18 protein-coding genes and 4 tRNA genes are annotated in these 18745 nt (G+C 43.4%); 10 read left to right on the top strand and 12 right to left on the bottom strand.

All coding sequences use genetic code 11. The features are described from left to right. Window positions 1-56 precede the first annotated feature (56 nt). A complete protein-coding gene (gene tig / locus A4G17_RS04225; RefSeq protein ID WP_123957485.1) occupies window positions 57-1355 on the bottom strand; it encodes a trigger factor in 1299 nt (432 codons plus the stop codon). 183 nt (window positions 1356-1538) lie between these two features. On the opposite strand from tig, the gene A4G17_RS04220 reads away from it, so the two are divergent. After that, window positions 1539-2066, top strand: a complete 528-nt coding sequence (locus A4G17_RS04220; RefSeq protein WP_123957484.1) for a GNAT family N-acetyltransferase — start codon at window positions 1539-1541, stop codon at window positions 2064-2066. Window positions 2067-2130: 64 nt separating this feature from the next. On the opposite strand, the gene rph is transcribed toward A4G17_RS04220, so the two are convergent. Then, window positions 2131-2847: a ribonuclease PH gene (gene rph / locus A4G17_RS04215; RefSeq protein WP_123957483.1), complete on the bottom strand. Its 717-nt coding sequence runs from the start codon at window positions 2845-2847 to the stop codon at window positions 2131-2133. Between the two features lie 93 nt (window positions 2848-2940). Here rph and A4G17_RS04210 point away from each other — a divergent pair, with 93 nt between their 5' ends. Continuing rightward, window positions 2941-3804, top strand: coding sequence for a YicC/YloC family endoribonuclease (locus tag A4G17_RS04210; RefSeq protein ID WP_123957482.1), 864 nt, complete (start codon window positions 2941-2943; stop codon window positions 3802-3804). A gap of 74 nt (window positions 3805-3878) precedes the next feature. Here A4G17_RS04210 and A4G17_RS04205 read toward each other — a convergent pair whose 3' ends face one another. Further along, window positions 3879-4490 (bottom strand): LysE family translocator, encoded by a 612-nt coding sequence (locus A4G17_RS04205; RefSeq protein WP_123957481.1) that lies wholly within the window; start codon window positions 4488-4490, stop codon window positions 3879-3881. 89 nt (window positions 4491-4579) lie between these two features. On the opposite strand from A4G17_RS04205, the gene A4G17_RS04200 reads away from it, so the two are divergent. The 6 genes from A4G17_RS04200 (at window position 4580) to A4G17_RS04175 (ending at window position 9554) form a co-directional block, all read left to right on the top strand. Next, complete coding sequence (locus A4G17_RS04200) at window positions 4580-5434, top strand: LysR substrate-binding domain-containing protein (RefSeq protein ID WP_123957480.1); 855 nt, start codon at window positions 4580-4582, stop codon at window positions 5432-5434. 100 nt (window positions 5435-5534) lie between these two features. Continuing rightward, window positions 5535-8987, top strand: a complete 3453-nt coding sequence (gene mfd / locus A4G17_RS04195) for a transcription-repair coupling factor (RefSeq protein WP_123957479.1) — start codon at window positions 5535-5537, stop codon at window positions 8985-8987. A gap of 164 nt (window positions 8988-9151) precedes the next feature. Then, a tRNA-Gly gene (locus A4G17_RS04190) sits at window positions 9152-9227 on the top strand. 28 nt (window positions 9228-9255) lie between these two features. Then, window positions 9256-9342 (top strand) — tRNA-Leu (locus tag A4G17_RS04185). Window positions 9343-9364: 22 nt separating this feature from the next. Beyond that, window positions 9365-9440, top strand: a tRNA-Gly gene (locus A4G17_RS04180). 27 nt (window positions 9441-9467) lie between these two features. After that, window positions 9468-9554, top strand: a tRNA-Leu gene (locus A4G17_RS04175). A 67-nt stretch (window positions 9555-9621) separates the two neighbouring features. Here A4G17_RS04175 and pepQ read toward each other — a convergent pair. Then, window positions 9622-10944 carry a Xaa-Pro dipeptidase gene (gene pepQ / locus A4G17_RS04170; protein WP_123957478.1) on the bottom strand — a complete coding sequence of 441 codons (1323 nt, stop codon included), beginning with the start codon at window positions 10942-10944 and terminating at the stop codon, window positions 9622-9624. A gap of 23 nt (window positions 10945-10967) precedes the next feature. On the opposite strand from pepQ, the gene tusA reads away from it, so the two are divergent. Beyond that, window positions 10968-11204, top strand: a complete 237-nt coding sequence (gene tusA, locus A4G17_RS04165; protein WP_123957477.1) for a sulfurtransferase TusA — start codon at window positions 10968-10970, stop codon at window positions 11202-11204. A 61-nt stretch (window positions 11205-11265) separates the two neighbouring features. Here the strand turns inward: tusA and rraB are convergent, their stop codons facing one another. The 8 genes from rraB to A4G17_RS04125 form a co-directional block, all read right to left on the bottom strand. Continuing rightward, a complete protein-coding gene (rraB, locus tag A4G17_RS04160) occupies window positions 11266-11694 on the bottom strand; it encodes a ribonuclease E inhibitor RraB (RefSeq protein WP_123957476.1) in 429 nt (142 codons plus the stop codon). Between the two features lie 9 nt (window positions 11695-11703). After that, window positions 11704-12327, bottom strand: coding sequence for a ribosome biogenesis GTP-binding protein YihA/YsxC (gene yihA / locus A4G17_RS04155; protein WP_123957475.1), 624 nt, complete (start codon window positions 12325-12327; stop codon window positions 11704-11706). Window positions 12328-12427: 100 nt separating this feature from the next. After that, window positions 12428-12844 (bottom strand): DUF805 domain-containing protein, encoded by a 417-nt coding sequence (locus A4G17_RS04150; protein ID WP_123957474.1) that lies wholly within the window; start codon window positions 12842-12844, stop codon window positions 12428-12430. Then, a complete protein-coding gene (gene pepN / locus A4G17_RS04145; RefSeq protein ID WP_123957473.1) occupies window positions 12844-15453 on the bottom strand; it encodes an aminopeptidase N in 2610 nt (869 codons plus the stop codon). The genes A4G17_RS04150 and pepN overlap by 1 nt, the downstream gene beginning before the upstream one ends. Before the next feature lie 323 nt (window positions 15454-15776). Further along, window positions 15777-16157 carry a hypothetical protein gene (locus A4G17_RS04140; protein ID WP_123957472.1) on the bottom strand — a complete coding sequence of 127 codons (381 nt, stop codon included), beginning with the start codon at window positions 16155-16157 and terminating at the stop codon, window positions 15777-15779. A gap of 81 nt (window positions 16158-16238) precedes the next feature. Beyond that, window positions 16239-16745, bottom strand: a complete 507-nt coding sequence (locus A4G17_RS04135) for a hypothetical protein (RefSeq protein WP_123957471.1) — start codon at window positions 16743-16745, stop codon at window positions 16239-16241. Between the two features lie 35 nt (window positions 16746-16780). Continuing rightward, window positions 16781-17254, bottom strand: a complete 474-nt coding sequence (locus tag A4G17_RS04130) for a hypothetical protein (protein WP_123957470.1) — start codon at window positions 17252-17254, stop codon at window positions 16781-16783. 191 nt (window positions 17255-17445) lie between these two features. Next, a complete protein-coding gene (locus tag A4G17_RS04125; RefSeq protein WP_123957469.1) occupies window positions 17446-18129 on the bottom strand; it encodes a YggS family pyridoxal phosphate-dependent enzyme in 684 nt (227 codons plus the stop codon). 67 nt (window positions 18130-18196) lie between these two features. Between A4G17_RS04125 and A4G17_RS04120 the strand changes: the two genes are divergently transcribed. Then, window positions 18197-18736 (top strand): KdsC family phosphatase, encoded by a 540-nt coding sequence (locus A4G17_RS04120; RefSeq protein WP_123957468.1) that lies wholly within the window; start codon window positions 18197-18199, stop codon window positions 18734-18736. The last annotated feature ends 9 nt before the right edge of the window (window positions 18737-18745 follow it).

The raw sequence follows: 18745 nt of genomic DNA, 5'->3' as shown, positions 1-18745 counted from the left end.
CTTTGACGGTAGCTCCCCGCAAGCGGGGAGCCTTTTCGGGGAGAATTAAGAGAAAATTACGCCTGTTGCTGAGCCATTACTTCATCGAATGACGTCGCTTTCTCAGTCACTTTTGCTTTTGTCAGAATCGCATCAACGGCTTGCTCTTCTAATACGACATTACGAATGTTGTCAGTTAATTGACGGTTTTTCGCATAGTAGTCGATCACTTCTTGTGGTTGCTCATAAGCAGATGCTAATTCAGCGATAGTCGCTTTCACACGCTCTTCATCCACTTGTAATTCGTTTGAACGAATCACAGATGAAAGTAATAAACCGACTTGAACGCGACGTTTTGCATCCGCTTCAAATAATTCCGCTGGAAGTTGGGCAGCCATGTCTGGTTTGCCACCAAAACGTTGAACGGCTTGCTGACGTAACACATCCACTTCTTCCGCTACCGCCGCTGCTGGTACTTCGATATCGTTTTGAGCCACTAAACCATTTAATACTTGGTTTTTCACACGAGCAGTTACCGCATTTTTGAGTTCACGCTGCATATTTTTCTTGATTTCAGCACGTAACTCTTCAACGGTTTTACCCGCACTGAATTTTTTCACGAACTGTTCTGTCAATTCTGGCAACACCATGTTTTCCACTTTCTTCAAGGTGATTGCAAATTTCGCTGCTTTACCTTTTAAGTTTTCTGCGTGGTATTCTTCAGGGAAAGTCACATTAATGTCGAATTGTTCGCCCGCTTTGTGGCCAACGATACCGTCTTCAAAACCAGGAATCATACGGCCTTGACCCATGAATAATACGAAATCGGTCGCTTTACCACCTTCGAATTCTTCACCATCAACAGAACCAACGAAATCAATGGTTACACGGTCGTCTGCTTTCGCGGCGTCTTGACTTTCTGCCCAAGTCGCTTGCTGTTTGCGAAGTACATCAACCATTTTGTCTAAATCTGCTTCAGTGATTTCAACCACTGGTTTTTCCACTTCAATGTTTTCTAAGCCTTTTACGTCAACTTCTGGGAAAACTTCAAAAGTCGCAGTGAAAGAGAAATCTTTACCTGCTTCGTAGTTGTTTGGGGTAAAGGTTGGGCGACCAGCAAGATTTAATTTTTCGCTGATAACCATATCAAAGAATGCACGTTGCATCTCATCTGATAACGCATCTTGACGTGCCGCTAAACCGTAGCGTTGTTCAATAATTGAATGTGGCACTTTGCCTTTACGGAAGCCATCAACACGTGCGTTTTTCGCATAGCCTTTTAATTGTTCGCGGTATGCCGCTTCGACTTTCTCAGCTGCGACAGTAATAGTTACACGGCGTTCTAAACCTTGAGTTGTTTCGATAGAGAATGACATTCTTAAACCTCAATAATGTAAAAAAGAGTCAGTATATAAAATACAGATAGAAAAATAGGCGGAAATTTTACCCTTTAATCCGCTATCTGTCGATAAATTTACGCTAACTTGCTTTGACTTTATTTTAAAAGTTGGCTAAGTTCTCTCAATCACGCAATAAAAATAACCAAAAAAGGAGCAAATATGCAACGTATCAAACTCATTAAGCCCACTGAAGCACAATTTGACGAAATCTTAAAATACAAGCGGTCATTTGCAGCAAAAAATTTGCGTGTGCATGGCAGCAGTAATTTGAATGGCTTTGGTGATGATGAATTAGATCGCTGGTTGGAATATCTTAATTCGCCTGCGGGTACGAACTGGTTCGGCTATAACACGGTAGAAGACGACACATATTTAGCGTGGCATTCGGAACAAAATCGAATGGTTGGTATCATCAATATTCGCTACGAATTGACTGAGGATTTATTTAAAACGGGCGGACACATCGGCTATTCGATTCACCCTGACTTTTGGGGACAAGGTTACGGAACAGAGCAGTTAGCGCTCGCCTTGCAAGAAACGGACAAACTTGGGCTGAAAGAGATACTGATTACTTGCGATAAAACAAATCCGGCCTCCGCCAAAGTAATCATCAAAAACGGTGGCGTGCTTGAAAATGAAGAGCAAGATGGTGAAAAAATTATCCAACGCTATTGGATCCGCCGCTGATTTGCAAAAAATGGTTAGAAACTGACCGCTTGCAAGCGGTCAGTTCCCGTGAAAAATTTGCAAATTACTTCGCTAACGCTTGACGTTGTGCCGCAAATAACTGCTCACAACCACCTTTAGCAAGCGCTAATAAATTCAGCAATTCGCTATGGCTAAACGGCTCGCCTTCTGCGGTGCCTTGTACTTCAACCATACGCCCATCTTCGACCATCACCACATTCATATCGGTTTCGGCGTTGGAATCTTCCACATATTCCAAATCGCATACGGCTTCACCTTCCACAATCCCAACCGAAATGGCTGCCACTAAGCCCTTTAATGGATTTTCTTTGAGAACACCGTCTGCCAATAATTTTTGAATCGCATCGTGTAATGCCACACACGCTCCTGTGATTGAAGCGGTGCGAGTGCCGCCATCGGCTTGGATCACATCGCAATCGACGGTAATGGTTCGCTCACCTAAAGCTTTTAAATCGACCACTGCACGCAATGAGCGAGCGATTAAACGCTGAATTTCCATCGTACGACCGCCTTGTTTGCCTTTTGCCGCTTCACGCTGGGTGCGGCTGTGGGTTGCACGTGGTAACATGCCATATTCTGCCGTAATCCAGCCTTGATTTTGCCCTTTCAAAAAACGTGGTACCGTTTCTTCCACGGTGGCATTACAAAGTACTTTGGTTTCACCAAATTCGATTAACACTGAGCCTTCTGCATAACGAGTGTAATGGCGAGTAATGTTGATTGGACGAGTTTGAGTATTTAAACGATCATTCGGACGCATTGTTCTTCCTTCATTATCAATTGGATTTTTTCCTATTCTAACAGAATAAAGGGTACAATACGCCCGAATTTTCTAACTAACCGAGAGACTAGAATGATTTACAGTATGACTGCCTTTGCCCATTTGGAGCTCAAAAAAGAGTGGGGCAACGCTGTGTGGGAAATCCGCTCAGTGAACCAACGTTTCCTTGAAACTTATTTTCGCTTGCCTGAAAGCTTCCGCCATTTAGAGCTGAATTTGCGTGAAAAATTGCGGGCATCTTTAACCCGTGGCAAAGTCGAGTGCAGTTTACGGATTGACTTAAATACCAACCAAAACAATGGATTAGCCTTAAATCAAGCGTATGCTCAACAGGTAATCAGCTCGTTACAATGGCTCAAACAAACCGCCAATGAAGGCGAAATCAACTTAGTTGATGTATTGCGTTTTCCAGGCGTAGTGGATAATCCACAGCAAGATGTTGATCAAATTAGCCAAGATCTGCTTGCGGGATTTGAGCAAATCGTCAGTGATTTTATTGCGATGCGTGGGCGTGAAGGAGCGAATTTACAGGCGTTAATTCAACAACGTTTAGACAGCATCGCCGCCGAAGCTGCAAAAGTCCAAGCCCAAATGCCAAGCATTTTGCAATGGCAAAAAGACCGCTTGCAGCAACGTTTTGATGAGCTAAATTTACAGCTCGACCCACAACGTTTAGAGCAAGAAATGGTGTTACTTGCACAAAAAGTCGATGTGGCTGAAGAACTCGACCGCTTGCAGCTGCACGTGAAAGAAACCACGTCAATCCTGAACAAAGGCGGGGCGGTTGGGCGTAAATTAGATTTTATGATGCAAGAGCTAAACCGTGAAGCGAATACCTTGGCATCAAAATCGATCAATGCGGATGTGACAAATTCCGCCGTCGAACTGAAAGTGTTGATTGAACAAATGCGGGAACAAATTCAAAATTTAGAGTAGAAGAGATCAACAAGCGGTCAGATCCTGCCATTTTTTTGCAAAAGCTCGGCAAGATCTGACCGCGTGTTATTTGTCTAGCGTAATGAGAACAGCAACATCCCGCCTAACAGGCAGAGCAAAATGCCAATCAAGCGATTCACCCTTTGTTGTCTAGTTAATAACTTTTGACGAATCATGGGAGCAGAAAGCAAAATCGCCACAACAACAAACCAGACTAAATGAGCAAAGGACATAAAGGCACCATAGCCAATTTGAATGGCAAGAGAGGTGCCGGGCTGTACAACTTGGGTGAACACACTCAAGACAAAAAGCGTCGTTTTCGGATTGAGTGCATTAGTCAGAAACCCTGTTTTAAATGCCGTGAAACCGCTCAACGGGCTTCTTGTGGTGGATAAATCAATCTCAATTGAACGATGGCGAAATGTTTGTATACCAATATAAATCAGATATAACGCTCCTAGAAACTTGATGAAATGGAACAGAAAGGGAAATTTCACCAACAACACACTCACCCCAACTAGCGTATAGATCACGTGAATCCATACTGCTGCGGCAATGCCACAAGCCGTTAAAACGCCTGTTTGTTTTCCATAAAGATAACTGTTGCGAGTCACCATTGCGAAATCGCCTCCTGGGCTAATCACCGCTAAAATTGTAATACTTGCAACTGCAATAAATTCATTCATTTAATTTCCTTATTACTGTTTTTTGAGCGTATTTTGCAGTACATTAAAAAAAAGAAAAATTGAAAAAATCGCAAGAGAGGTGTGAGATTTTGGAACAAATAAAACGATTACCACTCAACGCACTAAAATATTTTTATTTTGTTGGGAGTTATAGCAGTTTATCTGTCGCGGCTGAAAAGCTTTGTATCACACATAGTGCGGTAAGTAAGCAATTAAAATTACTGGAAAGCTATTTTGAGGAACCACTTCTACTCAAACACGGACGAGGCATTCAGTTAAGCCGCACAGGTAAAATATTATATGAACATTGCCATGACGCTTTCTCCTGTCTAGAAAAAGGGCTAACTGAGATACAACATCAACAAAAACAGCATTTGGTTATCTCCTGTGAGCCAACGTTAGCCATGAAATGGTTGATCCCTCGAATGGCTGAATTTCAGGCAAAACATCCGTTTCAAATCGTTATTTTAGCGGCTGGCGGACAAGTCGATTTTCGCCAATACGGCATTGATATTGCCTTGCGTCGCAATGACTTTCATTGGTCTCCCACGCTATATACTGAAAAAATTGCAGAAGAACAAATGGGCGTTGTGCAAATGCCTAACTTGACTTTACATCAGAAGTTATATACTCGCACTCGTCCAAACGCTTGGCAACATTGGAGTGCCCAAACAGGTATTGAATTCAAGCACTACCCTGACGTCTTTTTTGAACGTTTTGCCTTAGCGATTCAGGGAGCCGTGAGTGGCATTGGTTTGACCGTAGCCTCAAAACTGATGGTAGAACATGAACTCAAACAAGGCAGTTTAATTGCCCCCTACGGTTTTATTCCCGATGGTTCTGCCTACTATTTACTCTCTGAGACGGACTTCAATACAGATTATAAAAAACAGCAATTTTTGGCTTGGGTCAAAGCCGAAATCGCCTTAACCTTAGCCAAATAGCCATACAAGCGGTCAGATCCCTGCAATTTTTTGCAAGTCTTGCACTCTGCGGGTAAACTAGCTCCATTTGCAAAATTTCATTCAAAACTGACCGCTTGTTATGTCATTTACACTTCAATTTAGTCTGCCGAAAACCGACGGCAATTATCAAGATCATCAAACCTTAGGCTCGTTAGTTGGACATTCGGACACCTTGGCGATTGCCGAAGCCGCCAAACAGTTCAATGGCTTGAGCGTGGTGGTGACGCCTGACACTCGCACGGCGTTACGCCTTGAAAAAAGCCTACCGCAATTTAGCAACTTGCCCGTGCAGCTTTTTCCTGATTGGGAAACGTTGCCGTATGATAATTTCTCGCCTCATCAAGACATTATTTCCGCACGGCTGTCGGCGTTGTTCCAACTGCAACAGGGTCGAAAACAAATTTTCTTGTTGCCCATCAATACCTTACTACAAAAACTTTGTCCGCCGAGCTATTTGGCGAACAATGTGTTGCTGATCAAAAAAGGCGATACGTTTTCGATCGAAAAGTTACGTTTACAACTGGAAAATGCGGGCTATCGAGCCGTTGATCAGGTGTTAGAATATGGTGAATACGCAGTGCGGGGAGCATTACTCGACCTCTATCCGATGGGGGCAGATCAGCCTTATCGCTTGGATTTTTTCGATGATGAAATTGATTCTATCCGCACTTTTGATGTGGAAAATCAACGCACCTTAACGGAAATCAGCGAAATCAATCTGCTGCCAGCCCACGAATTTCCGACTGATAGCAAAGGCATTGAATTTTTCCGAGGACAATTCCGCGAACAGTTTGGCGAAATTCGCCGTGAGCCTGAACATATTTATCAGCAAGTGAGCAAAGGCGTCCTGAATGCAGGTATTGAGTACTGGCAGCCGCTGTTTTTCAGCGAAATGGCAAGTTTTTTCGACTATCTGCCACCAAAAACCTTGTTTATCACCTTAGACGAGCTGCAATCCAAAGCGGAGCAGTTCGCCAACGATACGGCACAACGCTACGAAAATCGCCGTGTCGATCCGATGCGGCCGCTGCTGCCACCTGAAAAATTATGGTTCCCGATTGACGACATCAATCGCTGGCTGAAAGGCTATCCTCGTTTGAGTTTAACAACGGAGAAAATACGGAAATCCGCGGCGAAGCAGAATGCCAACGTGTTGCCACTACCTAATGTGGCGATGCAATCCAATACCAAAGAGCCATTTTCGGCGTTTCAGCAGTTCCGCCAAAAATTCAACGGTAACATTCTATTTTCCTTTGAAACGGAAGGACGACGGGAGACCTTGCTCGATCTGCTTTCCCCCCTTGGGATCAAACCGAAGCAGATCCACGATCTCAGTGAAGCGGATCAACCGTTGAGTTTGATGATCGGCAACCTCGATCAAGGCTTTATGATTGAGCAAACAAGCGGTCAGATTTTGGCAATTATTTGCGAAACGGACTTACTTGGCGAGCGGATCCAGCAAAGCCGCAGCCGAGAGAAACGCAAAAGCGTCAATCCTGATACGCTGATTCGCAACTTAGCGGAGCTGAAAATCGGGCAGGCGGTGGTGCATTTGGAAAATGGTGTGGGACGTTATGGTGGTTTAACTACGCTGGATGCGGGTGGAATCAAAGCGGAGTACTTGGTGTTGCATTACGCCAACGATGCCAAACTTTATGTACCTGTTGCCTCGCTACATTTGATTAGCCGTTATATCGGCGGTGCGGACGAAAATGCCCCGTTGCATAAACTGGGCTCAGAAGCGTGGGCGAAAACCCGTCAAAAAGCGGCAGAGAAAATTCGTGATGTGGCGGCAGAATTACTTGATGTCTATGCAAAACGAGAGTCGCAAAAAGGTTTTGCATTTCAATATGATAGAGAAGCCTTCCAACAATTCAGTGCCACGTTCCCTTACGAAGAAACGGACGATCAAAAACTGGCGATCAATGCCGTGATCAGCGATATGTGCTTGCCAAAAGCAATGGATCGTCTCGTTTGTGGCGATGTGGGCTTTGGTAAAACCGAGGTGGCAATTCGAGCAACGTTCTTGGCAGTGATGAACCAAAAACAAGTGGCAATTCTCGCCCCAACGACCTTGCTCGCTCAACAACACTACGAAAATTTCAAAGATCGTTTTGCCAATCAGCCTGTCAATGTGGAAGTGCTTTCCCGTTTTAAAACCGCCAAAGAGCAGAAAGAAATTTTGGCTCGCACCGCAGAAGGCAAAGTCGATATTTTAGTTGGTACCCACAAATTACTGCAGGAAGATGTCAAATTCCGTGATCTTGGCTTGCTCGTGATTGATGAAGAACACCGTTTTGGCGTTCGCCAAAAAGAGCGAATGAAACAGCTGCGAGCCAATGTGGATATTTTGACTTTGACCGCTACACCAATTCCTCGCACGCTCAATATGGCGTTAAATGGAATGCGGGATCTATCGATTATCGCCAGCCCGCCTGCTCGCCGCCTGTCGATTAAAACTTTTGTGCGACAAAGCGATGACAACCTTATTCGTGAAGCGATTTTGCGTGAAATTCTACGTGGCGGGCAGGTTTATTATCTGCACAACGATGTCGCCACAATTGAAAATTGTGCCGAAAAACTAACTGCTTTAGTGCCAGAAGCTCGTATTGTGATCGGACACGGACAAATGCGAGAACGGGAACTCGAGCGAGTGATGAGCGATTTCTATCATCAACGTTTCAATTTACTCGTTTGCTCAACCATTATTGAAACGGGGATTGATGTGCCAACAGCGAACACGATTATCATCGAACGTGCCGACAAATTCGGCTTGGCACAACTGCACCAATTGCGTGGGCGGGTTGGACGCTCTCACCACCAAGCCTATGCTTATATGCTCACGCCGCACCCGAAAACGCTCACTAAAGATGCACAGCAACGTTTGGAAGCGATGAGTACTATTGATAATCTCGGGGCGGGTTTTGCCTTAGCGACCCACGATCTCGAAATTCGTGGTGCGGGCGAATTACTTGGCAGCGAACAAAGCGGGCAGATCGAAAGTATCGGTTTTTCGCTCTATATGGATTTGCTCGAAAATGCGGTCAACGCCTTGCAAGAAGGTCGTGAGCCAACTTTAGACGAAATCACTCAAAACCAAGTGGAAATTGAATTGCGAGTGCCTGCGTTACTACCTGATGATTATTTACCTGACGTGAATATGCGGCTATCCTTCTACAAACGCATCGCTAGCGCCGATAACGCCGATGCCTTGAAAGATCTGAAAGTAGAGCTGATCGACCGCTTTGGATTGCTGCCTGAACCGACTAAAAACCTGTTCCAGATCACCCAATTACGCCATATCGCAAAAGGTTTGGGATTGAAAAAAGTCGATGCAAGCATTAACGGCGGCTATCTCGAATTTAAACCAACAGCCACCCCTGACCCGATGAAGTTTTTAAAGCTGATCCAACAGGACAAAAATGGATATAAATTCGACGGCCCGCAAAAATTCCGCTTTACCAAACCGCTTGAAACCGCAGCCGAAAGATTGCAGTTTGTGAGTGAGTTGTTGGAAAGGATCGCTGAGTAAACCATACAAGCGGTCAGATCCGACCAAAATTTTGCAAATTTTCAGCAATAAGACGGAATTTTCGCCTAACGTGCATTTTTTTGAAATTTCTGTTTGACACTCACATTAAATTCGCTAGAATACGCCACATCGAAACGCTACTGAGTAATCGGTAGCGTTTTTTAGCGGGAATAGCTCAGTTGGTAGAGCACGACCTTGCCAAGGTCGGGGTCGCGAGTTCGAGCCTCGTTTCCCGCTCCAATTTTTCAAATGCTTTATTTCGCGTCGTGCCCGAGTGGCGGAATCGGTAGACGCAAGGGATTTAAAATCCCTCGCCTTTCGGGGCGTGCCAGTTCAAGTCTGGCCTCGGGCACCATTTCAAAATAAATCATCTCAATGCGGGAATAGCTCAGTTGGTAGAGCACGACCTTGCCAAGGTCGGGGTCGCGAGTTCGAGCCTCGTTTCCCGCTCCAATTTTTCAAAGCTTTACTTCGCGTCGTGCCCGAGTGGCGGAATCGGTAGACGCAAGGGATTTAAAATCCCTCGCCTTTCGGGGCGTGCCAGTTCAAGTCTGGCCTCGGGCACCATTTACTCGCATATCAAAAACTTAGAAAACACATCAGAAAAATAATAGCACCCGAAGGTGCTTTTTTATTATCTGATATTTAGCATTTCTGCGGCTTTTGCTGTTAAATTCTCTGCACCGTTGGCTCGGATCACCACATTATCTTCTGTGCGAATACCGCCGAATTTTTTAAATTCGTCGATTTTTTGCCAGTTGAAGAAACGGGCAAGTGGTGCATTTTTCCACGGATTGAGTAACATCTCAATAAAGTAAAACCCTGGTTCAATCGTCAGCACCATGCCTTCGGCAAGATCACGAGTACAACGTAGGCTTGGGTACAGTTCAGGAGCCGCTTTGTGTGTGCCTCGAGCGTTTTGCTGGAACCCAGCGACGTCATGCACTTGTAAACCAAGCTGGTGCCCTAAGCCATGCGGGAAGAACGTGCGGCTAATGCCTTCTTCAAAAATTTGATCTGCTGGCAGTTTGACGAAATCAAAATCCTGTAATAGCTGTGAGATCCATTGATGCATTTGAGTATGATAGCTCAGATAGTTGTAGCCAACTTGTAGGTTATCAATCACCGCTAATTTGAGTTTTTCCATTTCCGCTACTAATGCGGCAAATTCGCTCTTCGAATCAAAAGCATAACTGCGAGTAAGATCTGAAGCATAGCCCAAATAGGTCGTGCCCGCATCTAGCAAGAAGCTGTGACGTTCGGCAGGTGGTGCAACATCTAACTTGGTGTAATGTAAAATCGCACTGTTTTGGTTAATCGCCACAATATTGCCGTAAGGTACATTGTTGTCCGATTGCTGGGTAGCTTGCAAGTAAGCAAGGTTGATTTCAAACTCACTCTTTCCGTCCAAAAAGGCATTTTTAGCTGCGTGGTGCCCTTTCAATGCCGAAAATTGAGCTTGATAAAGGCATTTAATTTCAAATTCTGTTTTGAATGAACGAGCAAAATGCAGTACATTAAGCACCTTTTTCGGATTGATGTGGCTGAAACCGAGTGCTTCCGCCCACTTTTCGTCTTCACCGATAAAGGCACAATGTTGCGGCTGAATAAATTGGGCGATTTGCTGGCTATCCGCTAAAATCTGCCAATCAAATTCGCTGGCAAAAAAGGTGTCAGTCGGCGGATTAGGGGCAACGTGCCAGTAATCTTGCGGAGCATAAAAATAGATTTTCGGCTTGTTTTTGCCGTCTAGATACAGCCAGCTCTGCTCGGCATTGGGATCAGGGAAAACGTAGTTAAAATGCGGGTTGATTTTAAAGGGCGAATGTTGATCGTCTAAAAAATGCGGTTTTGCCGAGCCTGCGTAAATCCATAATCCATCAAGCCGAGCTAATTCTAACGCTTGTTGCACGGTCTGCTGCACCGTGGCAAGATGTTGTGTGAAAAGCGATTGCATATAATTTCCTTTAAGTGATTTCAATGACTATAACTATCGATCAAACTTTAGATACCCTTGGGCTTCGATGTCCAGAGCCTGTGATGCTCACCCGTAAAACGATTCGCAATATGCAAGATGGCGAAGTGTTGCTGATTATCGCCGATGACCCTGCCACCACTCGCGATATTCCAAGTTTCTGTCAATTTATGGATCATCAGCTGTTGCAAAGCGAAACAGCGGAAAAGCCGTATCGCTATTGGGTGAAGAAAGGGCTATAAACAAGCGGTCAGATTTGAGAAAAAATTTGCAAAACTTTCTCAGGATCTGACCGCTTGTACATTAATGCCTTGTCGGTTCGAAATCGTCGTCATCTTCATCATCGAAGAATTCGCCGTCTTCACCGTATTCATCTTCATCGCTGTTTGGGTCTTCAAAATAAGTTCCCCAACCTTCGTATTCTGCTCCAGCTTTTTCGATTAACGGTAGCAACTCTTTTTGCTGTGCCGTGATGAGATCCGCATCTAATTTGATTTCGCTGACGATGTCGCACACGAAAATCACTTTGCCGTTTTCTTCTTCCACCTCTTCTGCTTCGGAAATTTCGTAGCCGAGTTTGTAGGCATCGACCACTAATTTTTCGAGTTTATCGAAATCCTGGTGAGCAACGTGGTGTTCGATAATGTAAAGGGCTTCGGGATCGGATCCATCTTGTAGCAAGTTTTCGATAATTTCATCGGTTTCTTGGCGTAATTGATTGAAATCGTACATAATTTTTCCTTATTCGTGAATTTGGAAGGCTCTCGCGAACCAACCATCTAATTTATTGGCCAATTTATCAATGCCGATTTTATTCAAAGCAGAATAGGCCTCCACTTGAATATCGCCTTGGAAATAGAGCACCGCTTCCCGCACCATTTTGACTTGCTTGCTGCGTTGGCTTTGGCTGAGTTTGTCGGCCTTGGTCAGCAATAACAGTACGGGCAAGTCAGACGACACTGCCCATTCGACCATTTGCTGATCGAGATCTTTGAGCGGGTGGCGAATGTCCATCAAAATTACCACGCCCCGTAAACATTCCCGTTTTTGTAGATATTCGCCGAGCGATTTCTGCCATTGGATCTTCATTTGCTCAGGCACCGCCGCATAGCCATAACCAGGCAAATCGACCAATTTGCAGTTTGGCTCCACTTCAAATAAGTTGATCAACTGAGTACGCCCTGGGGTTTTTGAGGTTCTCGCCAAGCTTTTTTGATTGGTTAATGCGTTCAACGCCGTGGATTTTCCCGCATTAGACCGCCCCGCAAACGCAATTTCCACCCCGCTATCTTCGGGCAAATGCCGAATATCAGGGGCGGACGTGAGAAAGTGGGTTTTGTGATAGTTAAGTTTAATTTCTGTCATCTTTAATAATAAATGATAGTGCCTGTGTTACACAGGGGCTTAAAAGGTGAAGAGCACGTATGAAAGACGCGTGCCATCCATTACAATACGTCTCCACAACTTACCTAAATTTGACCGTTAAGCCCTTTTCACCATATTGGTTCGGTTCAGGATTGCCCGCAAAAACGCCCCATTCTAACAGCAGCATTGTGCCGATAAATAGCGGCATCATCACGCCTAATAGCCACGCCATTGTACCACTGGCTCCAAGCGAGGCCGCATAGCAAACCGCAGGCACCAGCACCATTAACAAGGCTTTGCCTGAGCGGTTTCGGTCGTGCAAGCGTTTCACAGCCACTGCCGACAAACTATACGCCGAAGCAATCAGTGGAATCACGCTGATGGCGGTGTAAGCGGTCGGATTTAGCACAAAATTTGCAAATAGAAAGAGGAACACGAAATTGATCCCAAAGCCGATCCAGAACCCTTGACGGTTGAGCCGACCTTGGAATGAAAACAGGGCGTGATACCAAGCCATTATTGCAACGCCTTTTCAATTTTCTCAAACAGATCACGAGCAAGGTGATCCAACCCTTTCAAACGCTCTAAACCACGACGCATCAAGGTTTGGCGTTGAGCATCGTAGCGAGAAAGTTTGATTAATGGCTCAATTAAACGGGCAGCTACTTGTGGGTTAGTGTCGTTGAGTTTAATCAACATATCCACTAAGAAGCGGTAGCCTGAGCCATCAATGGCGTGGAACGCTCTTGGGTTTTGGCTGGCAAACGCCCCAATCAATGAACGCACACGGTTTGGGTTTTTGAAATTAAAGCTGCGATGTTCTAACAAACCTTGTACGATTTCCAACACGTTTTCATCTGGACGGGTAGCTTGCAACATAAACCATTTGTCCATCACTAAACCATCATGATGCCATTTCTGTTCAAAGTCTGCCAACAATTGATCACGGCACGGTAGTTGAGCTTTAGTTGCGGCTGCAAGGGAAGCTAAAGTGTCGGTCATGTTGTCTGCTTGATGATAATGTTTATGCACCAACGTGTTGCCGACATCGGTGAAGGCAAGATAAGACAAGCACACGTTGCGTAACGCTCGTTTCGCCATATCTTCCGCCACCACTCGATATTCAGGCAGACGATTCTGGTTATACACCACCAACAAGCGATCTTTTAAGCTCTCGGCGATACTGCGTTGCATAAAGTCTCGCACCGCCGCAATGCCCGCAGGGTCGATCACTTTGAAACTTTCGGCAAATTCCGTTTCTTTCGGTAAAGTGAGCGTTAAAGCAGTCAATTCTGGATCAGTATTTGCCTTTTCCAACACCAGTGTTAAGGCTTCGATTAACGCCTCAGAGAACTGCATCGGTTGGTTTTGTTGAAAACGGCTTAAATTCGCACGCAACTCATTGATATATAAAGTTTGTGCGGCATCCCAACGGACAAACTCGTTATCCGCAAATTTCACTAATGTCAGCAACTGCTCGGTGCTGTAATTGTAATCCACACGCACAGGGGCAGAGAAATCACACAATAAAGCAGGTACTGGACGTTGCGGAACGTTGTGGAACTCAAACGTTTGGTGTTCGTGGATCACGTCCAACACATCGCTCACCGTTAATAATTCATGCTGTAAGTTGATTTTTTGCCCGTTTTCGCCGTATAACGCCACACGCAATGGAATATGCAAGTTCACTTTTTCCACTTGGTCAGCGGTTGGTGGCGTCATTTGAGAAACGTGCAAACGGTAAGTTTGGCGTTTTTCATCATATTCATCGGCAATCGTCAATTCAGGTGTACCTGATTGGCTGTACCAACGGCGGAATTGTTGTAAATCCACGCCCGAAGCCCGCTCCATCGCAGACACAAAATCTTCGCAAGTTGCCGCTTTGCCATCTTGCTCCGCCACATAAAGTTTCATCCCTTTTTGGAATTTTTCTTCGCCAAGCAAGGTGTGGATCATACGGATCACTTCCGCCCCTTTTTCATAAACGGTAACCGTATAGAAATTGTTCATCTCGATCACTTTTTCAGGGCGAATGGGGTGAGCCATTGGGCTGGCATCTTCGGCAAATTGCACCGAACGCATCATTCGTACATCTTCAATCCGTTTTGCAGGGCGTGACCATAAATCTGACGTAAATTCTTGATCACGGAATACAGTCAAACCTTCTTTCAGCGAAAGCTGGAACCAGTCACGGCAAGTAATGCGGTTGCCCGTCCAGTTGTGGAAATATTCGTGAGCAATCACGCTTTCCACCCCCATATAGTCATCATCGGTCGCCGTTTGCGGGTTGGCAAGCACAAATTTCGAGTTGAAAATGTTCAACCCTTTGTTCTCCATCGCCCCCATATTGAAGAAATCAACCGCTACGATCATATAAATATCCAAATCGTACTCTAGCCCGAAGCGTTCTTCGTCCCATTTCATTGAGCGTTTCAAGCTTTCCATTGCCCAACCCGCACGATCTAAATTGCCACGATCGACATAAATTTCGAGATCCACCACTCGCCCGCTCATCGTGGTGAATTTGTCCTGCAAGAGATCAAAATCGCCCGCTACCACCGCAAACAAGTAGCACGGTTTTAAGAACGGATCTTCCCACTCAACCCAGTGACGACCATCTTCCAACTCCCCTTGAGCAATGCGGTTGCCGTTGGCGAGTAGGTACGGATATTTGCTCTTACAAGCGGTCAGTTTCGTGCGATATTTTGCAAGTACGTCAGGGCGATCAAGCATATAAGTAATTTGGCGGAAGCCTTCCGCTTCACATTGCGTGCAAAGCCCATCACCCGATTGGTACAAGCCTTGCAATGACGTGTTTTCAGACGGATTTAACCGAGTTTGAATTTCCAGCTGGAACTGCTCTGCAGGGAATTGGCTTAAATCTAAGGTTAAAGATTCATCATCTTTCTGATATTTGCTAAACGGCTCGCCATTTAATTTGAGTGACAAAAATTCAAAACTGTGCCCGTCTAAACGCAGTTGCGTAGCGTCGCTATTTTGACGCTTCACCGTTAAGGTTGAAGTCACTAACGTATCTTGCGGATCAAGTTGGAAATCAAGGTAAATATCAGTGATGGTAAAATCGACAGGACGATAATCTTTTCTAAATTTTGCTTTAGGTTGCATAGCATTTCCTTAGGTCAGAGTAAGTTCAAATTTATGCCGCGTAGTATATTGCAGATTGGGGGGAAAGTCATTGAGATGTATGCATTCGGATGAACATAAAAACGCAACCCCAACTGTTTTCAGTGTTGCACTGAACGCCTGTTAGGGTTGTGTTTTTTACGGTAATTTTAAATCTCAGATTTCCATTTTTTAAACAATGAGTTAAAAAGAACTTTATCTAGTTATTTAGCTCAGTCTCTAACATTTTTTCTTCTTGTTAATTAAAGATTTAATTAAAACTTCCATTATCATTCCTATTATTGCCAATAGCACACCAAACAAAATCACTTTTGTACTTTCATAATCCTCATTTTTTTACTTTCAATAAATGAATCATTTATATGATAGAAACACTCCCCACCATTAACACAAGAATAAAATATATAAGGTTCATTATTTATATAAACCAACCTTAAAATTGAAATTTCATATCTCCCTTCTTTAGGAAATCCACAGTACGAAAAATAACATTTATCATTAACACTTCTTATACTCTGATATTCATTTAACGTACCAACCAATTTACTCTCTTTAACATCCACCTGAAAATTATAAAAGTCTTTATACTCTATTTTGTCATAACCCAATAATTTAGGAACACTGAAAAGTAATACAATGAGTAATAAAAAGATAGCTAAAATCATTGGTATAGCATACTCTTTCATAAACTTTTTGTTATAAATTTATACATCATAAAAATTACCCTTTAGAAAGCTCCCACTAATAATCACTTCACATTACAATTATTACTTTTTTAATTTTCTTTGTTTAAAACCCAGAAATGAAATAAAAAGCGATAGTCCAAAAGCCATTAAAAAACCGACAACCACAAATTTTCCATTTCTCAGATAATCTATTTTTTGTTTTTCAATAAAATCTTCATTGATATTATAAATACATCTCTGACTCTCCTTAAGACAAAAATAGTGTATAAAAACCTTTCCCTCTATTGAAATAAAGTTAATTTTTGAAATAAAATATTCTCCATCCTTAGGCAAACCACAATGAGAGTTATAGCACTTATTACTAAGTCTATTAATTGTAAGATATTTACCTAGCTTACCATTCATTCTTTTACCAATAACTTTAACTGTTACGTTATGATATTCTTGCTGCTCAATTTCAAGTTGATTAAACAGAACTTTTGGTGTAAATAGTACCAATAATGAAACTATGAAACCAATATATATAACAGCAAAAATCTTGTTATAAATCTCCATTTCTTTAATGAAGTCTCTAATAAGTTTAATCATTATTTAATCTTCTTAAGTCAACATCCATAAATCCATTAATATTCTCCAGAATTTATTCCACAAGAACTGTATGGGATATAATCTGTAAAATTTCTATACCGATGTTCGGTCGGTAAGTATATCCAATAACGTAACTCTACATTTAAAAAAACATTTTCCTGTAGCCCATCAGGTATTTTTCCATAAATTAATTTGCAGCAGTCTGGATTTAGAAATTTAAAATCTTCTACACTTAAATACTCCCTATTTCTGAAGTTAAACGTGATGTCTTCTGGAAGAACTAATACGCTATAAATAGAATCTAAAATATCTTCAATCGCTCTGTCAATAAGCTCTTGTTCAGTATAAATTTCGGATAAGTATTTACCCTTCTCAAAACAGTAGCCATTACTTTCAAACGTTTCAACAATAGCATCTTTTATCATAAAGTAACCAAATACCGCTACCGTGCCTATCATCACTACTTTAAACAACCAATCTTTGAACTGTTTGCCACTTTTATACTTCATACTCTGCCTATAGGGTTTAATCTACGCATACTAAAATACTCCTTTCTTTAAGAAAGACAAAAAGAAAATGATGAAATTTCGAACTCTCTGACCATTTTCTATTTGCAAAATTTTCGCCGAATCTGACCGCTTCTTGCCTTAATGGAATCGCTCGTTCCCACAAGCGGTCAGTTTCGTCTAACGTTTTGCAATTAGGATCTGCTTCCAAAAATCGCGGTGCCGATTCGTACCATTGTTGAGCCGCATTCAATCGCACTAGCAAGATCATCTGACATGCCCATTGAGAGCGTATCGATGCCGTCAAATTGAGTTTGCAGTTGGATGAATAAGTGATGCATAGCAGATAATGCCATTTTCTGTTTTTCGGGATCGGATTCAGGGGCGGGAATTGCCATTAAGCCGCGTAATTTTAGATTCGGCAGTTGTGAAATTTGGCGGGCAAGTTCAGGCAAGGCGTCGGGTTGGATTCCCGCTTTTGAATTTTCATCGCTGATATTAATTTGAATCAGCACATTTAACGGTGGCAAATTGGCTGGGCGTTGTTCACTGAGGCGTTGGGCGATTTTCAGGCGGTCGAGGGTTTGTACCCACGCAAAATGTTCCGCCACCAAGCGAGTTTTATTGGATTGCAACGAGCCGATAAAATGCCATTCTAATTCGTGGTTATCCGCAAAAAACTGCACTTTTTCCACGCCTTCTTGCACATAATTTTCACCAAAGGCACGTTGCCCTGCGTCAATCGCTTGCTCGATCATTTCAACGGGTTTGGTTTTACTCACTGCCAACAGTTTTACAGCATTTTGTGGGCGATTTACCTTTTGGCTAACCTGTTGAATTTTTTGATGAATTTGGTTTAAGTTATCGGAAATCGACATTTTTTCCTCCAAAAAGTTATAATGCTCGGAATAATAAAACGCTCATTCTCGAAAAACAAGGAAACTTATGGAACAGTTGGCAAAAATTAAATTAGTGATTACCGATATTGATGGCGTACTGACCGATGGCAGCCTATATTATGACGAAAACGGTGAAGCCTTGAAATATTTCAACGTCAAAGATGGGTTAGGCATCAAAATGTTGCTTGCTTGTGGCATTCAAGTGGCGGTGCTTTCAGGTGGAGATACGCCTATTTTACGTAGGCGAATTAAAAGTTTAGGTATTCCATTATTTCAACTCGGCAAAATGTCGAAACGCCAAGCCTGCTTGGATTTAATGCAACAAGCAGGTGTTTGTGCTGAAGAAACCGCATTTTTGGGCGATGACACTCTCGATTTACCAGCGTTTGAAGTCTGTGGGGTAGCCGTGGCGGTGGGCGATGCCTTTGACTATATCAAAGCTCAAGCGGATTTAGTCCTTACCCGAGCAGGCGGACATTCCGCCTTTCGTGAGCTGTCGGATATGATTTTAAACGCGCAAGGCAAAGAGAAAGTTTACGCAACTGCGGACGGTTTTTTAGAAGTTGTAGATCGAATGGCACAATAAAATAAGCGG

This window comes from Frederiksenia canicola (assembly GCF_011455495.1).
Taxonomy (GTDB): domain Bacteria; phylum Pseudomonadota; class Gammaproteobacteria; order Enterobacterales; family Pasteurellaceae; genus Frederiksenia; species Frederiksenia canicola.
This window is presented reverse-complemented; position numbering and strand designations above follow the sequence as displayed.

What these genes read in the sequence shown, in the direction of transcription:
- tig (WP_123957485.1), bottom strand. Translation starts at nt 1,355, where the DNA reads ATGTCATTCTCTATCGAAACAACTCAAGGTTTAGAACGCCGTGTAACT.
- A4G17_RS04220 (WP_123957484.1), top strand. Translation starts at nt 1,539, where the DNA reads ATGCAACGTATCAAACTCATTAAGCCCACTGAAGCACAATTTGACGAA.
- rph (WP_123957483.1), bottom strand. Translation starts at nt 2,847, where the DNA reads ATGCGTCCGAATGATCGTTTAAATACTCAAACTCGTCCAATCAACATT.
- A4G17_RS04210 (WP_123957482.1), top strand. Translation starts at nt 2,941, where the DNA reads ATGATTTACAGTATGACTGCCTTTGCCCATTTGGAGCTCAAAAAAGAG.
- A4G17_RS04205 (WP_123957481.1), bottom strand. Translation starts at nt 4,490, where the DNA reads ATGAATGAATTTATTGCAGTTGCAAGTATTACAATTTTAGCGGTGATT.
- mfd (WP_123957479.1), top strand. Translation starts at nt 5,535, where the DNA reads ATGTCATTTACACTTCAATTTAGTCTGCCGAAAACCGACGGCAATTAT.
- pepQ (WP_123957478.1), bottom strand. Translation starts at nt 10,944, where the DNA reads ATGCAATCGCTTTTCACACAACATCTTGCCACGGTGCAGCAGACCGTG.
- tusA (WP_123957477.1), top strand. Translation starts at nt 10,968, where the DNA reads ATGACTATAACTATCGATCAAACTTTAGATACCCTTGGGCTTCGATGT.
- rraB (WP_123957476.1), bottom strand. Translation starts at nt 11,694, where the DNA reads ATGTACGATTTCAATCAATTACGCCAAGAAACCGATGAAATTATCGAA.
- yihA (WP_123957475.1), bottom strand. Translation starts at nt 12,327, where the DNA reads ATGACAGAAATTAAACTTAACTATCACAAAACCCACTTTCTCACGTCC.
- A4G17_RS04150 (WP_123957474.1), bottom strand. Translation starts at nt 12,844, where the DNA reads ATGGCTTGGTATCACGCCCTGTTTTCATTCCAAGGTCGGCTCAACCGT.
- pepN (WP_123957473.1), bottom strand. Translation starts at nt 15,453, where the DNA reads ATGCAACCTAAAGCAAAATTTAGAAAAGATTATCGTCCTGTCGATTTT.
- A4G17_RS04140 (WP_123957472.1), bottom strand. Translation starts at nt 16,157, where the DNA reads ATGAAAGAGTATGCTATACCAATGATTTTAGCTATCTTTTTATTACTC.
- A4G17_RS04135 (WP_123957471.1), bottom strand. Translation starts at nt 16,745, where the DNA reads ATGATTAAACTTATTAGAGACTTCATTAAAGAAATGGAGATTTATAAC.
- A4G17_RS04130 (WP_123957470.1), bottom strand. Translation starts at nt 17,254, where the DNA reads ATGAAGTATAAAAGTGGCAAACAGTTCAAAGATTGGTTGTTTAAAGTA.
- A4G17_RS04125 (WP_123957469.1), bottom strand. Translation starts at nt 18,129, where the DNA reads ATGTCGATTTCCGATAACTTAAACCAAATTCATCAAAAAATTCAACAG.
- A4G17_RS04120 (WP_123957468.1), top strand. Translation starts at nt 18,197, where the DNA reads ATGGAACAGTTGGCAAAAATTAAATTAGTGATTACCGATATTGATGGC.